This window comes from Thermoleptolyngbya sp. PKUAC-SCTB121 (assembly GCF_016919485.1).
Taxonomy (GTDB): domain Bacteria; phylum Cyanobacteriota; class Cyanobacteriia; order Elainellales; family Elainellaceae; genus Thermoleptolyngbya; species Thermoleptolyngbya sichuanensis.
On record NZ_CP070366.1, the window covers coordinates 3830257 to 3845053 of the forward strand.

The 14797-nt window shown below is 55.6% G+C and carries 15 protein-coding genes and 1 pseudogene; 3 read left to right on the forward strand and 13 right to left on the reverse strand.

The window, feature by feature from the left end; all coding sequences use genetic code 11:
• Window positions 1-133 precede the first annotated feature (133 nt).
• The 7 genes and pseudogenes from JTM80_RS15685 to JTM80_RS15715 form a co-directional block, all read right to left on the reverse strand.
• Window positions 134-838 (reverse strand): transposase, encoded by a 705-nt coding sequence (locus JTM80_RS15685; protein ID WP_225906652.1) that lies wholly within the window; start codon window positions 836-838, stop codon window positions 134-136.
• Between the two features lie 154 nt (window positions 839-992).
• On the reverse strand, window positions 993-1721 hold the full coding sequence (locus JTM80_RS15690; protein WP_205369760.1) for a transposase: 729 nt from the start codon (window positions 1719-1721) through the stop codon (window positions 993-995).
• 176 nt (window positions 1722-1897) lie between these two features.
• Window positions 1898-3210 (reverse strand): annotated as a pseudogene (locus tag JTM80_RS15695) (NF041680 family putative transposase).
• Between the two features lie 49 nt (window positions 3211-3259).
• The gene (locus JTM80_RS15700) at window positions 3260-3841 is read right to left on the reverse strand and encodes a transposase (protein ID WP_205369761.1); all 582 of its coding nucleotides are present in this window, start codon (window positions 3839-3841) and stop codon (window positions 3260-3262) included.
• A 276-nt stretch (window positions 3842-4117) separates the two neighbouring features.
• Window positions 4118-4648 (reverse strand): hypothetical protein, encoded by a 531-nt coding sequence (locus tag JTM80_RS15705; RefSeq protein WP_205369762.1) that lies wholly within the window; start codon window positions 4646-4648, stop codon window positions 4118-4120.
• 35 nt (window positions 4649-4683) lie between these two features.
• Window positions 4684-5133 carry a hypothetical protein gene (locus JTM80_RS15710; RefSeq protein ID WP_172354440.1) on the reverse strand — a complete coding sequence of 150 codons (450 nt, stop codon included), beginning with the start codon at window positions 5131-5133 and terminating at the stop codon, window positions 4684-4686.
• Window positions 5130-5297 carry a hypothetical protein gene (locus tag JTM80_RS15715; protein WP_172354438.1) on the reverse strand — a complete coding sequence of 56 codons (168 nt, stop codon included), beginning with the start codon at window positions 5295-5297 and terminating at the stop codon, window positions 5130-5132. Before JTM80_RS15715 ends, JTM80_RS15710 begins: the two co-directional genes overlap by 4 nt.
• 63 nt (window positions 5298-5360) lie before the next feature.
• Here JTM80_RS15715 and JTM80_RS15720 point away from each other — a divergent pair.
• Window positions 5361-6424 (forward strand): ISKra4 family transposase gene (locus JTM80_RS15720; RefSeq protein WP_205369763.1). Its coding sequence is split into 2 segments (ribosomal slippage): window positions 5361-5517 and window positions 5517-6424, totalling 1065 coding nucleotides; the frame shifts between segments, so codons are not numbered across the junction.
• Here JTM80_RS15720 and JTM80_RS15725 read toward each other — a convergent pair.
• The 3 genes from JTM80_RS15725 to JTM80_RS15735 all read right to left on the reverse strand — a co-directional run bounded on the left by JTM80_RS15725 (window position 6402) and on the right by JTM80_RS15735 (window position 10088).
• Window positions 6402-7493, reverse strand: a complete 1092-nt coding sequence (locus JTM80_RS15725) for a mechanosensitive ion channel family protein (RefSeq protein WP_205369764.1) — start codon at window positions 7491-7493, stop codon at window positions 6402-6404. The genes JTM80_RS15720 and JTM80_RS15725 overlap by 23 nt on opposite strands.
• Window positions 7494-7669: 176 nt before the next feature.
• A complete protein-coding gene (locus tag JTM80_RS15730; protein WP_172354432.1) occupies window positions 7670-8800 on the reverse strand; it encodes a glycosyltransferase family 1 protein in 1131 nt (376 codons plus the stop codon).
• A 136-nt stretch (window positions 8801-8936) separates the two neighbouring features.
• The gene (locus tag JTM80_RS15735) at window positions 8937-10088 is read right to left on the reverse strand and encodes an NAD-dependent epimerase/dehydratase family protein (protein ID WP_172354430.1); all 1152 of its coding nucleotides are present in this window, start codon (window positions 10086-10088) and stop codon (window positions 8937-8939) included.
• 212 nt (window positions 10089-10300) lie between these two features.
• Here JTM80_RS15735 and JTM80_RS15740 point away from each other — a divergent pair, with 212 nt between their 5' ends.
• On the forward strand, window positions 10301-10480 hold the full coding sequence (locus tag JTM80_RS15740) for a hypothetical protein (RefSeq protein ID WP_172354428.1): 180 nt from the start codon (window positions 10301-10303) through the stop codon (window positions 10478-10480).
• A gap of 20 nt (window positions 10481-10500) precedes the next feature.
• On the opposite strand, the gene ruvB is transcribed toward JTM80_RS15740, so the two are convergent.
• The gene (gene ruvB, locus JTM80_RS15745) at window positions 10501-11646 is read right to left on the reverse strand and encodes a Holliday junction branch migration DNA helicase RuvB (protein ID WP_172354426.1); all 1146 of its coding nucleotides are present in this window, start codon (window positions 11644-11646) and stop codon (window positions 10501-10503) included.
• Window positions 11647-11754: 108 nt separating this feature from the next.
• Between ruvB and JTM80_RS15750 the strand changes: the two genes are divergently transcribed.
• Entirely contained in the window at window positions 11755-12276 is a 522-nt protein-coding gene (locus JTM80_RS15750; protein ID WP_225906653.1) for a putative molybdenum carrier protein, read from the forward strand.
• Between the two features lie 211 nt (window positions 12277-12487).
• On the opposite strand, the gene era is transcribed toward JTM80_RS15750, so the two are convergent.
• Both era and JTM80_RS15760 read right to left on the reverse strand, forming a co-directional pair.
• Window positions 12488-13462 (reverse strand): GTPase Era, encoded by a 975-nt coding sequence (gene era, locus JTM80_RS15755; protein WP_205369765.1) that lies wholly within the window; start codon window positions 13460-13462, stop codon window positions 12488-12490.
• Window positions 13446-14630, reverse strand: a complete 1185-nt coding sequence (locus tag JTM80_RS15760) for a calcium-binding protein (RefSeq protein WP_205369767.1) — start codon at window positions 14628-14630, stop codon at window positions 13446-13448. Before JTM80_RS15760 ends, era begins: the two co-directional genes overlap by 17 nt.
• Between the last annotated feature and the right edge of the window lie 167 nt (window positions 14631-14797).

Here is a 14797-nt window from a genome sequence, read left to right on the forward strand (position 1 = left end):
TAATGTTCTCCCTGATTACACAATAGACAAGTCAAATACTCTCGTCCAATATATTTTTCTATACATATCGAGATCTAAAAAGTATCAGAGATTGATCTTAGGACTTACGCACCTGACTGCCTGACACATCTTTTTATGCGGACTGCCCGGGTGTCGGCTGGCAGCACAAGGATTGAATTCTAGAAAACCAAATGCGGTCATAATAGTGGGCTTCAGCTTTTTTAGAGGCAAAACAGGGTTCAGGGTCAACGGTAAATAGGGCAATCAGCTGAAGCAGTGTTCGCCCTTTATTGACGGCACCCTTGAGCCAGCGCAAACCTATGTTGAGATAGCTAATCCCTCGCCTCCAGTGCGGGTCAACCTGGCAGCGTAGCCCATCGAGTTGCACCGCCATGCCCTGGGTCGTGCCATCAAGGATAGCGATCGCCGCGACCAGATAGAGGCGTTCGAGAGCCGGAGCGGAGCGGATGCCGGAAGCTTCTAACTCAAAGACACCAGATTTAGAATCGAGGAAAAGCTCCTCGACTCGAAAGCGGAGAGCATATTGCCACAGGGTATTGAGGGAGGGAGACTCATCAGTGATGACCGCCCAGGGTTCCTCGACGCCTTTGACATGAGCCAGCACCAAATTGCAGCGCCAGCGCCCCTCGCTCCAGATTCCCACCCCTTCATAGAGTCGAGCTTCACCTTTGGGAGGCCACAGATAGCCTACCTTAACAGGATGACGGCGCGGACCCTGCACCACTACGTCACTGGGCAAGCGTAAACAATAGTGCCAGCGACTTTGGCTTAGCCACTCCAGCAGGTCATGGTTAGCAAACCCGCGGTCGGCTAACATAGGCCCTGAGGGAGACGGAGTCAACAGTCAACCGTGAAAAGGTACTGAGTAAATTGATGCACAGACTCTAAACGCAGCAAACCATAAGCCAGCCCGAGGTTGGCTACATTGCATTAAATGTTTCATTCCTAAATACGTTCCATTTGTTGAACTGTCATGTGTCTTTTAGCGTAACTTGAACCCTAGAATTACTGCACTCACCTCCTGCACTCGTCGTCACTTCAGCAGCGCTTTGAACTAGCATTACCGCCAGTGGTGACCTCTTGCGCTGGAGCGCCGCCAGATAGCGGTCTTCGTCATAGGGCACTCGGTCTTGCCAGCAGCGCCAGAGAATCCGTCCCCACTTATACGCCAGAGCGCGAATCGCTTTGGGATGACTTTTGCCCGATCGCCGCTGCTGCTGATAGAACGCATTGGCCCACGATGAGTGCCGCCGCGACTGGTCAGCCCACTCTACAAAGGACTGCCGCAAGAACTTTGGACAACTCCAGCGCCAATGCGTCCAGCGTTTCTTGCCACTCTCCTCTTTGACCGGTGCAATGCCGATATAGCTCATAAACGCCTGGGCGCTGCCGAAGCGACTGCGGTCATCGCCAAACGCAATCAGTAGCCGGGGCGCAAGATGGGGTCCTGCTCCGGGTAAAGCATCGAAAAACGCCGCATCTGGCAAAGACTGAAACAATTGCTCAATCGTTTGATTTAACTCATCGAGTCGATGCAACAGCGCCTTGAGCTGAATCACCAGCGTTTGCACCAGCCATTGCATCGGTTCAACAATCCCTGGGTCTTCTGTCAGGGGGATGCCAGCGGTTTGGATTTGGTGAATGCGCCGCTCAATGGCGCTCCGGCGGATGACTCGATGAGACTGGAAGAACAGAGTCAATTCCTCAGCCGAAACCGCTTGGGCAGAGTGGAGGTCAGGGTATTGAGTGATAAAGTCACAAAACTTTAGTTTGGACTAACTGGCATCACAATAATGCTCAACAGGATGCCATAAAGAATCTGCTCAACCGTTCATAACAGTTGAACTTAAGGAATTGGATACAATCCTGCTCGCAGTTAAGCTGCTGTTGCAACCGGACTGTTCAGGGATTGTTCGGATGTCTTGCGTTTCGAGGCTCGTTTTTTGACCATCGGATAGCAGGGACGAGGAGTTGGCTTGTGCCCCTTGCCTCGTCCTGGCGATTTACCACGAGGTTTAGGCGCAGGAGCAGGGGTGCCAATCGCTGCCAAAATGCCTGCAAACGCTTGTGCGACCCGACCCGGAGTCAACGTTTCTTGCGGTGCCTGCCAGGGCAAGGGGTGGTCAGTACAGTCCTTTCGCGCTAACCACAACTGCCAACTGAGCAACGGCATCAGGCTGCTCCACTGTTCGGTTGCCGATACAGAACTGAACTGGGGATGTGTCCAATATAGCCTCTGCTTGGCAAAGCGATACCAGTGTTCAATGGCAAAGCGACGGAGGTAGTGCAACCACAGGGTTTCTAACGGAGGCATCTGCTCACCCAGCCAAACTAACCACAAAGGAGCCAAGCGTCGCGTGCTGCTCTGTGTCTCCAGCACCTCCACGCGCAACACTTCCATTGCCCGTTTGGGGATTTGCGGAAATGGTATGCACTCCAACGACTGACCCGCACTCGTCCCCAGTTGGGATCATCGACTTCAACGGTTTCGACCGGGACACTCCAAGTGTCAGGGTCATTGAGTTTCATCTTATGTCCATGCTTGGCAGGTGCGCCTCGCCCTCGATACGCTGGGGGCGCGCCATAGACACATCGATTGGATGTAACCCGCAGCAGCAAGTCTGCCTCAATCCCTGCCGTTTGGTTGACAAAACTGGCATTGCCGTACCCTCGGTCGTAGATCGCCAACGGACGCACCGCTAACTGCCGAGTCACTTGTTTGAGTTGGAATGCCGCTTTACTGGCGGGTGTTTCAAAGCTGGTGATGCGCTCATGCCGCAATGGTAATGCCCAACTGCCCCTGTCTTCAGCAATCCAGGCTAAGGTACTGTAGTTTTGTCCGGCTATCGGGGCATGTCCTGTTCTGCCTGATAAGGTGCGGTCTTTCAAACGCCTGGCAGCAGGACGGTTCCACCGACTCGCATCACCTGCCAACAACGGTTGCTGCTGAGTCGGTATCTGCTGCACCAACAGCTTCAGCACCTTTGATCGGGGTAGGCGGCTATCGCGCAACGCTTCATAGGGGCTCGACCACTGGCGACGAAAGACAGGACTCTGCGATAGCCTCACAAACGACACGATGCACGCACTCACTAACACGGCATCCATCAGATCAAACAGGGCATCTCTGGCGTTTCCCAAGCTGGCATACAACGTTTGGCGAAATTGCTGAAGTTCGTTGAAAATCATGGGGTCAATGTTGGTTGTACTTCATTGACCTTACGGCAGTCGGTGCTTCTCATTGACTGCCTTCCTCTTCACCATTAGTCCAAACTAAAGCACAAAACACTTGGGTGTCTTTATCCTCAAACCACTCCAGCACTTGAGGATAAAAGTTCTTCAAAGCAGCGGTGATGCGATTGGTCAGTCGTACCTTCTCTCCCACCAGCATGCGGCGGGATTCACTCCACTGCCGCAACGCTCGCAGTTCACAAGATGCGGCTTGCCACGGGGGGATCTTGTCTGGGTGCTTGAGCAGCAGCTCAATCAAAATCTGGGCATCTACGGGGTCTGATTTTGCTCGTGAGGGCTGAAAGGCTCGTCGATAGTTAGAAACCGTGCGCGGATTGATGGGAAACAGCACTAGGTTGTCGTACTGGCACAGCGCGTAAATCAGGGGTCCTCGCTTTTGCTCCAGGCAGATGGCAATTGGGCTGTTGCCGTATCGCTGTTGCAAGGTCGCAACCCAGTTGGCAATCTCTTGCGGTTGAGCGCCAATCACGCTGTATTCTCGCTGTGCGCTCTCGGGGTCGTACAGACAGATGTCGTGTTTGCGATCTGACCAGTCAATGCCGATGTAGGCGACAAAGGTTCTTTCCATCAGCTAAGTTGGGGATAGTTTGTTGTCTGGAACTGGGCTGCCTGCTTCTGAGCGAAGAGATTATGGAAGGTGTCTGTCACCACTCCCTGAGAATTCGTTGAAGGAAGCTGGTCAAGGTTGAGGCGATGCAATATGTTAGTAGACATCGAGATGTCTGACGTTGGATGGTCGTCCTCAATCCCTAGCCCAGTTCCTTTTCCTATTACCATTTCTTTGGCTCTTAGTGAGCTGTATGAGAGGAGCGAAGCGATATGTTAGTAGACATCTGACTGTCGCTCACTGCATGGTCGTCTCCTCTCTGTTGCGGTTCTGTCTCCCCATAACCATCACATCGGGGTACGACTGCAACAGCCGATGGGCTAACCGCAGCATGGGGAGGTATCGCTTCGTGCTGACGGTGGCACTGGGATGCTCCAAAACCCGCCACAGCAGCGGCACCGCTCGTCCGCAACAGGTAACCGTCAGGTGAATCCTGCAGTAGCGATTCCACAACACCGTCGTATCGAGCGCCAGGTAAAGCCGCCGACCTTGCCAGCGATGGATGGCAGCTAGCACCAGCGGCACGTACAGACTTTTGACCCGCACCCGGCGATTGCCTAGGAAGCGCTGCCACCGGCGTTCGGTGCTTTGCGCCTGACGGGCCCGACTGGGCACATAGGCTTCCCACTGCGGCAGGCTCAACCGACCGCTGCACACCAGGGCCGTCACCATCCACGCCAGCGCTTTGAGGTGGCGCAGGTCGCGGGCATTACTGGATTGACGCAATAACGACAGCACTTGATCATAGAGGCAGGTGGTGGCTGGCATGATACAGACCCTGAGATGACGCAAATTTCAGCGTCTCATGTCAGCTCACCTTTTCCCTCTGTTGACGAGGTCTCAACTCTTTCAACCACTTGTGTCAGGCAGTCAGGTCCATAGCTCCTGAGTTGGAGCCGGAGGGCTTGGTCAGAGGAGCTTTTGGGCCAGCGTCCCCTACGAGAAATCAGGGGTTTCCAGAGATGTGTCAGGCAGTCAGGACCAGAAGACATGAGCTTTTGATGCAATCGACCCAGTTTCAGCTTCAGAACTTCGATTTTTTGCTCCCATTCTTGCGGCAAGAGTTGTTCACCCTCCGGTGTAAGATCGGGGTCTTTTAGCCACGCTTGATACAGCGCTCGAATCAGTCCAATCGTGGTATTTGCAAGCAGCGTTTCGGGTTCTTCCTGGAGGTGCGATCGCCCTTTTTTCTCAGGACGATTTCTCTCAGGGCGATCGCCCACCAGCCGCAGCCCAAACAGGCTTAAAATCATCTGAAAATCGCCTGAAAATCGCCTGCCAAATTTCTCAACTCGTCTTTCCGGAGTCCACCTTTTTCTAAGAGTCGGATATTGGCAATCAGCGCTTCTAGCTTCGATTCCACAAGCTGAAGCTGATCATTCAGCGTCTTATAGACCAGAAGACGCAGCGGGAGCATCCCACTTTCGCGAAAACAGTGCGAAGGGTGAGAATGGGAGGGTAGCCCCAGGGATGACTCACCATGACACCTGAAGACCAAAAGCGATTGGAAGCTTGTACAGCAGAGATCGCCGAGATTTTGTATCGCAATAGCAACCGAGAGGGGCTCGATAGTCTAGAAGGCATCGAGCAGACTGTACGACGGCAAATGCTAGAGGAGGTGAGCCCTCGAGTTGCCCTTTTTTTGTCAACCAGAAAGCCTACCCCGCCCGAGGCCGGGTTCGCCGATTGAAGAGTTTGGTAGGGGTCCTTGAGATTCGTCAAAGTCAGGCAGAACGGTTAGGCGTAAAGGCTTACAGCCGTCTCAGTGGTGGCCTAGAGAAAGCCAACCTACGCTTAAGTGCCAACGAATCGTTTCAAGATGCAGAGGATGACATCGTAGCCCTGACCGGGATGCGGGTCGGGCACTCGACCCAACAACGTCTGGTGGGGCGTCAGTCGTTCGAGTCTGCCGAGGCTAAACAAGGCGTCAGTGAGGTCAGCATTGATGGCGGCAAAGTCCGTCTGCGTGACCTGCTAGAGTCCGATAGCCCGTGGCGAGACTACAAAGCGGTGCGGGTGGAGGGGATTTATTACAACGCCTTCTTCCAAGACAATGACAGCTTGATTGATTATCTCAGCGCTCAACGCTTGCTCTCCCCACTGGTCTGTCTGGGCGATGGTCACGCTGGGGTGTGGAATCTGTTTGCTCAACTCACTACCGTTGAGACCCGTTGGGAAATCCTCGATTGGTACCATCTCAAAGAAAACCTCTACAAAGTCGGTGGGTCGCTCAAGCGCTTAGCAGCGGCGGAAATGCTGTTATGGCAAGGTCAAGTGGAAGCCGCCAGGGCCCTCTTTGCCGACTGTCGGCGCGAGCAAGCCCGCAATTTTGAAGCCTATCTGAGCACCCATCGCTCTCGCATCGTGAATTATGGGTTCTACCAGGCTGAGCAACTCTGTTCTATTGGATCAGGAGCCGTAGAATCGGCTGTCAAACAGATTGGGCGACGCCTCCAAATTTCGGGTGCTCGCTGGAATACGGCCTCCGTTAATGCCATGTTGAGTCTGCGCTGTGCCTACCTCAATGGACAGCTCGCCAGTTGACTGTTTCATCGAAAGTGGGATGCTCCTGACGCAGCCGACCTGCCTCTACCTTAGAAATCTCGCCATTTTCCGCCTGCTTCAGCCCCAAAAAGGAGTCCAGACACCGCAGTTTCTCATCTAAATCTCCTAGAATATCGGGATGCCCATTCACAATTTCCGACAGAATGTTGGTTGTCGCTACGGGGTCAGCATCGACCCGCACAGACACGTTCAGCGAGTAGGCATAGTGCGGCGTGGGGCGGCTCAAGTTAACAATATCTCGCTTTTCTAGCTCAGCATTAGGAATATACACTTCGCAGTAATTATCAATCACATAGAGATGCGTCACGCGCAGCCCTACTTTCTTGATCACAGCCGTGGGACCATCCGGCAAGCGCACCATGTCGCCAAACTGAAACGGCGTATCGATGAGCAGCACCAGTCCGCTAAAAAAGTTTGCCAAAATGTCTTTGAGCGCAAAGCCCAGGACAAATGTAATACCGCCAAAGGCAACCCAAAGCCCCGTTAAATCAATTCCCAAACTTTGCAGGAAAAAGAACGCCCCAAACACATAAATTAAGGGCGGAATGATGGTTTCTAAAATTGGAATGAGGACATCATCCCAGGCGGCTTCGGTTTTTTCGGCAAAGCCTTTCAGGTAGTAGACTGCTGCCTGAGTGAACAACTGCCCCACCAAAAAGGTGAAGGCGGCGACCAGCAGGGCCGCGCAGAATCTCCCCAGCCACAGCAGCGCCGTGCTGGGTGCCAAAAAATTCAGCGCCAGCCGCAGACTCCCAAAAATTAGAATGACTAGGGCCGGAATTCGTGCCAGGTTGAGAATGGCAATGCCCAGTTCAAAGTCGAGGCGGCGAAAAACCGACCGCAGCACGACAAACAACAGCCCGTAAAAAGCCGCAGCCAAGCCCGCCAGCAGGGCCAGCGTACCCAGGAAGGCGATCGCCTGTTCGGGCGTGGGCGGCACAAACGGTGGCAGGACTGGCGTAAGGCTGGGGACGGATAGCGCAGGCGCTTGGGCAAAAAGTGGGGCAGATAGCCAGGGCACGGCGCAAAACACAGGGGGCGATCGCAATAGAGTCTCTCAGACGGCTCGAAGGATTATTCCCCAGGGTACAGCGTTTTTGAAGCGCGTGAGCGATGCGGTTAGTCAAGAAACCCTGGTCGCTTCGGGGCAGCGCACCCCACCCCGCACACTCAGGTACCACCGTCGCAACTCAGGAGCGCACGAGTTTCCCCCTTGCCAGACCATCACGCAGCCGTCAGCATAGACTGCGACAAAATCGTTTGATAGAAACCCTGCAACTGTCGCGTTGCTGCGGCCCAGCCCCAGCGCTCGGCCTCCTGGCGGGCGTTTTGACGAAGCTGATCCCGCTCGGCGGCGTTGCTCAAGAGGCGCTGCGTGGCGGCGATCGCCCCCCGGTCATCCGCCGGATCAAACAGGTAGCCATTCACGCCATCGGTCACAATGTCGGGAATGCCGCCCGCATTCGCCGCAATCACCGGGCAGCCCGCCGCCATCGCCTCCAGCAGCACCAACCCCAGCGTCTCCGTCCGCGACGGGAAAATAAACGCATCCGCCGAAGCAAACGCCGATCCCAAGGTCTTGCCCGTCATGTAGCCCGCAAAAAACGTCGGCGTGCCTTCAAAGATTTTCTCCAGATCGGCGCGATAGGGCCCGTCGCCCACCAGCGCCAGCCGCGCATTGGGAATCGCCTCCAGCACAGGCTTAATGCGATCAATTTCCTTCTCTGCCGAGAGGCGACCCACGTAGAGCAGCAGCGGCGCGTCGGGATGTCCCTGAGTCAAGTGCGATCGCATGTCTGCACTGGCCAGCGACGGGTCAAATAGCTCCACATCCACGCCCTTCTGCCAGACATGAACCCGCTCCACGCCGTGGCTCTCCAGCGCCTCCTGCATTGCCGTCGAAGTCACCAGGTTAATCACCGCCTGATTGTGCATCAGCTTCAGGATTTCCCACAGCACCCCCTCCAGCATCCCCAGCCCATAATGCTCCAGATACTTTGGCAGGTGCGTATGATAGGAAGCCACCAGCGGAATCCCCAGCGACTTGGCATAATACAGCCCGCCCACGCCCAGCACCGCCGGATTCACAATATGGATCAGATCCGGCTTGAATAGCTCCAGTTCCCGCCGAATCGACGGGCGAGGCAGCGCCAGCTTTAGCTCCGGATACAGCGGCAGCGGAAACCCCGGAATCCCGTTGATCCGCGCCCCCTTATACTCCCTCAGCCCGCCCTCCGGCGAAAACACCAGCACCTGATCGCCCATCCGCTGGAGATGGTCCACTGTGTGGCTTAGGCGCGTCACAATGCCATCGACTTTGGGCAAAAACGTTTCGGTAAAGAGGGCAATACGCATAGGAAAGGGGATTAGGAAGGGGGATGTAGAGAGCAATAAAAAGTGCTGACTTGGAGAGGGTTCAGAAGCCAGAAACTAGGATTTACTGGGTTTACTGAGGATCTGACTCCTGACTCCTGACTCCTGATCCGGAAACCTACCCTTTCCACTTCACCTTCGGCAAAATCTCCTTCTCGTCAACACGGTGCTTATACTTCATGGCAAAGTTCAGCAACGAGTCGAGCAGCGAGTCAGACAGGTAGTGGGGCTGCAATCCCAAATCCAGCAGCTTGGTGTTCTTGGCGTTGAAGTAGTGTTCTTCCTTTTCAACGCGAGGATTTTCCAGGTGATCCACCTGCACCTTCAGCCCTAGCGCTTCGCCCGCCTTTTGCACCATGTTGGCTAAGTCGCCAACGCTAAATAGCTCGGTGAACTGGTTGAACACGCGGAACTCGCCGGGTTCTGCCGGGTTGTTGCAGGCGATCTCGATACAGCGCACAGTATCGCGAATGTCGAGCAGTCCGCGAGTTTGCCCGCCTTTGCCGTAGACCGTCAGCGGATGCCCAATGGCCGCCTGGATGCAGAAGCGGTTAAGCGCCGTGCCAAATACGCCGTCATAGTCGAGGCGGTTGATCAGCAGTTCGTCCATACCCGTTTCTTCGGTCAGCACGCCGTAGACGATGCCCTGGTTCAGGTCGGTGGCGCGTAGTCCCCAGATCTTGCAGGCAAAGTGGATGTTGTGCGAGTCATGCACTTTGCTGAGGTGATAGAAGGAACCGGGCTGCTTGGGATAGGGCAGCGTGTCTTTGCGGCCGTTGTGTTCGATAGTGATGTAGCCCTCTTCGATGTCGATATTGGGCGTGCCGTATTCGCCCATCGTGCCCAGCTTGACGAGGTGGGCATCGGGAAAATGCTCGCGCATCACGTAGAGCAGATTGAGCGTGCCCACGACGTTGTTCACCTGGGTCAACACGGCGTGTTCTCGGTCAATCATCGAAAAGGGAGCAGACCGCTGTTCGCCAAAGTGAACAATCGAGTCAGGCTGGAACTGGAGCATCGAATTTTTCAGAAATTCGTAATTGCACAGGTCGCCCACAAACAGGTCGATTGCTTTGCCTGTCAGGTCTTTCCAGCGCTTCAGCCGGGTTTGGATGGGCGCGATCGGGGTGAGGGTGTCGATGCAAAGCTCGTTGTCCCAATGCCGCCGAACGAGGCTGTCCAGAATAGCCACCTCATGTCCCCGATTCGAGAGGTGGAGCGCTGTTGCCCACCCACAATATCCATCGCCACCAATGACTAAAACTCTCATTGCTCAAATTCCGCTTGCCGATACTCCGGTAATTTACCAGTTTTGGGGGCACACTAAAACATTTAGCCGCATTTCAGTTTTCAGAAGCCGCTGTTTACATTCAATCTACTCATGGTTGAGATGAGCCTCCTTTTTTGTATCTCTCAATACCATTCATTACACTGGATCTATAGACCAGTGAATCGAGTGAATCACTCAGGAGGACTGAGGCGATGAGAAAGCTAAACGGCTCGTCTTGGACAACCCAGCGGTTTTTGCAGTTGAGTCAAGACCTTGGCCATGCCTTTGGGCCGGGTCTGGACTCCGCCACCCTGAATCGCCACAGCGATGCATGGACCCCAGAGAAACTGACTTACCTGAGCAAAAGCTTGTCTCGCGCTTTCTTGCTTTAGCAGCCTGTGAAAAAGCGCTGCTAGAGAAGCGATGGCGGGCTTTGTAAGAGCGAAAGCTGGTTGTCGGGCGGCGTGTAGCCCAGGTGTCGCCAGGCAGCGGGAGTAGCGACGCGGCCGCGGGGGGTGCGGTTGAGGTAGCCGATCTGCATCAGGTAGGGTTCGTAAACTTCTTCGATCGTCTGGGCATCTTCGCCTGTGGCAGCGGCCAGCGTTTCGAGTCCGACGGGGCCGCCGCCATAGTTTTCGATGATCACCGTCAGCATCCGGCGATCGGTCCAGTCCAGTCCGCAGGGGTCTACGTTGAAGAGTTCCAGCGCTTCGGCGGCGATCGCCCCATTCACGTCCGCGCCCCTGGCCTTCACCTCGACATAATCGCGCACCCGACGCAGCAGGCGATTGGCAATGCGGGGCGTGCCGCGCGATCGCCGAGCAATCTCCGCTGCGCCATCGGGCGTAATCGGCGTGTTGAGAATCTCCGCTGCCCGCAGAACGATTTGCTGAAGCTCATCTACTTCGTAAAATCGCAGCCGTTGCACCAGCCCAAAGCGATCGCGCAGCGGTGAGGTCAGCGCCCCCACTCGCGTCGTCGCGCCGACCAGCGTAAATTTTTGCAACGGCAGGCTGCGGGTGCGGGCGCTCTGTCCCTTGCCGATGGTGATGTCGATCCGGGCATCTTCCATCGCCGGATAGAGGATTTCTTCGGTGACGCGGGGCAGGCGGTGAATTTCGTCGATAAACAGAATGTCCCCCGGCTTCAGATTGACCAATAGCCCCACGATGTCTCGCGGCCGCTCTAGCGCGGGAGCAGTGGTAATTTTGCAGTCTACGCCCATTTCTGCCGCCAAAATCAGCGACATCGTGGTTTTGCCCAGCCCCGGCGGCCCGTAGAGCAGCAGGTGATCCAGCGACTCGTTTCGCGCCTTGGCGGCCTGGATGGCGATCGCCAGCACCTCTTTCAGATCCTTTTGCCCAATGTATTCTGCCAGTCGCTGGGGGCGAATCCGCTCCTCCGGCTTGCCTGTGTCTTCTGGCTGGCGATCGGGCGTGAGCAGCTTTTCGTCCGCAGCAGGTGATTTAGGCGATCGCCCTACCAAAGGCAGCCCATCCCGACCCGATTCAGAATCCTCAGGCTCCAGAGGGGGCTGTTTTGAGGAAATAATCGCCATTGCCCAACCTGCTCCTAACCTGTTTACAGCGGCTACAATCGTTTGATCCGATGCTTCTGCACTAGATACCTATGTACTAGATGCTTCTGTACTATGGTTAAACTTTAGTTGAACCTTGCGCGAGTCGTGCAAATTTTGCAAACCCTCAAGATTATCTCCGGCGGGCAGACAGGGGTCGATCGGGCGGCCTTGGATGGGGCGATCGCCCACGGGCTAGCCTACGGCGGCTGGTGTCCCCAGAGCGGCTGGGCAGAAGATTTTCCCACACCACCGGGACTGCGGGCCCACTACCCCCACCTGCAAGAAACCCCCAGCCCAGACCCCGCCCAGCGCACCGAATGGAACGTGCGAGACAGCACAGCAACGCTGATTTTGGTACGCAGCGAAGACTGGCAGCACTCCGCCGGAACCCAACTAACGCAGGCGATCGCCACCCACCTGAAAAAGCCCCTGCAAATCATCCAGTTAAACGAAGCGATCGCCCTCGCCGCACTCCGCGCATGGCTGCAAACCCTGCCCCAAAACGCCATCCTAAACATCGCCGGCCCTAGAGAAAGCGAATCCCCCGGCATCTACGCGATCGCCCACAAAGCCCTACTCCATACCTGGCGCACAAACCCAACAGAATAAAAAGCCCCCTTCCCCCTTCCCTCTTCCCTCTTCCTTTTCGTTTTTCGTTTTTCGTTTTTCGTTCTTCGTTCTTCGTTCTTCCCCCCTCACTCCTCCACCCGATACCCCAACTCCGACAACCGACTGCGTGACTGTCGCCACTTGGGCTGCACTTTCACAAAAAGCTCCTTCGTTTTTCGTTTTTCGTTCTTCGTTCTTCGTTCTTCCCCCCTCACTCCTCCACCCGATACCCCAACTCCGACAACCGACTGCGTGACTGTCGCCACTTGGGCTGCACTTTCACAAAAAGCTCCAGATACACCTTGCCCAGGATCAGCTTTTGGATTTGTTCGCGGGCCGCAGTGCCGATCGCCCGAATCATGCTGCCGTCCTTGCCAATCAGAATGCCTTTTTGCGAGTTGCGCTCGACGTGAATCGTGGCAAGAATGCGGGTGATGTCGGGGTCTTCGTCTACGCGGTCAATGGCGATCGCCACCGAATGGGGCACTTCATCGCGGGTCAGCGCCAGAACCTGCTCACGAATTAGCTCACCCATGATGAAGCGTTCGGGCTGATCGGTCACTAAATCCGGCGGATAGTAGTAGGGGCCGGGGTCGAGCCGCTGGATTAGCTGGGCTTGTAGCGCCTCCAATCCCTCGCCTGTCAGGGCGGAAAACTTGGCCAGTTCCCAGTTCTGAGATTCGGCGAGGGCGCGATAGCTGTCGTCAATGTCGGGGCGATCGCTCGGCTGTCGGTCTGCCTTGTTGATGCCCAGCAGCACGGGCGTTTCGGCGCGTTCCAGCAGCTCAGCAATAAAGCGATCGCCCCCGCCCAGTTCCGCCGAGGCATCCACCACAAACAGCACCAGATCGACCGAGCTAATGGCCATCCGCGCATTCTGCACCAGTACACGCCCTAGCTCATGATGCGGCTTGTGGATGCCGGGCGTGTCTACAAAAATGATTTGCGCGTCGGGCGTGGTGAGGATACCCCGCAGCCGATTGCGCGTGGTCTGGGCGACAGGCGAAGTAATGGCGATTTTCTGCCCCACCAACTGATTCATTAGGGTCGATTTGCCCACGTTGGGGCGGCCCACAATGCCCACAAAACCGGACCGGAAGCCGTCGGGCGCAGCCGGAATCAAGAACTCGATGCGACTATCGGGTAAGAAATCGTCGGATGAGGAGTCGTCAGACCGGTCGGACATTTCTCTCTCTGGGTGCAGTAAACAGGTTGCTCGTGGTCACCCCTGCATTATCTTGCACGATGGCGATCAAATCACTGCCCAGAAAAATAGCCGTATCTCGATTAGAGCCGCCGATCAGGTTGCGGCTATTGTCCAAACGGTAGCTGGCGGGGTTGCCCCGCACCTGGATTTTGTCGCCCTGCGCCTGCGAAAAATCGCCAATAATCGCGTAACCAGAACCCAGGTAAAACACCCCGTCTCGGCGCGTACCCAGCACGAAGGTATCGGCTCCTGCCCCGCCAAACAGGCGATCGCGCTCGGTACTCACGCCGCCATAGCCGATCAGCACGTCGTTGCCGTCTTCGCCAGAGAGCAAGTCATTGCCGCGATCGCCCCACAGCCGATCGTTGCCCTGCTGCCCGTATAGCTCGTCGTCGCCGTCGCCGCCCGATAGTTGGTCGTTGCCCGTGGCTCCAAACAGGCGATCGTTGCCGCCTCTGCCCAGCAGCGTATCATTGCCCGCCAGCCCCGACAGCACGTTGCCGCGCCCGTTGCCCTCGATCCGGTTATTCAGCCGATTGCCCGTGCCGAACTGGGCGCTGCCGTACAGCGTCAGGTTTTCAAACAGCAGCGACTTTAGCTCGTAATCGAGCGGAATAATGATGGTGTCGATGCCACCGCCTCTGGGCGGCTCGATAATTTTGAAACGGTAGCTGGTAACGAGGTAAGTATCATTGCCCCGCCCGCCATAAAGCTGGTCAAAGCCTGGCCCGGCCACCAGCAGGTCATTGCCATCACCCCCAAAGAGGCGGTCGTTGCCGCTGCCACCATACAGCTTATCGTCGCCTCCAAACCCTTCTAAAACGTCATTTCCTTCGTATCCAAAGAGTTCATTATCTTCTGCATTTCCCTGGATTAGATTGTTCTCGCTGTTGCCCTCACCGCGTCGGCCCGCAATCAGTTGCAGGTTCTCAACGTAATCCGTCAGGCGGTAATCCACATATGCAAAAACAATATCTGTGCCTTCGTTTGGCAGTTCAAAAATAATGTCACCATCGCGGATGATGTAGGTGTCGTTCCCCAATCCTCCAACGAGGGTGTCAAAGCCCGCGCCCCCGTCTATCAAGTCGTTTCCAGGTGTTCCGATGAGCAGGTCATCATCATCAGTGCCAAGGATAGGGATGATCATTTACGGGGTTCCAATAGCAATCTTCCCAAATCTATCAACCAAGTTTGGGCAAATGTGTTAGGAAACCGTAAATTCTCGGAGGATTCGTGTTTGTTTTGTCCTAATTTTTCCTTTTTCAATCGGGATGAAACTTTCAATCGGGATGAAACAGAGTGGAGCCGTCTTGC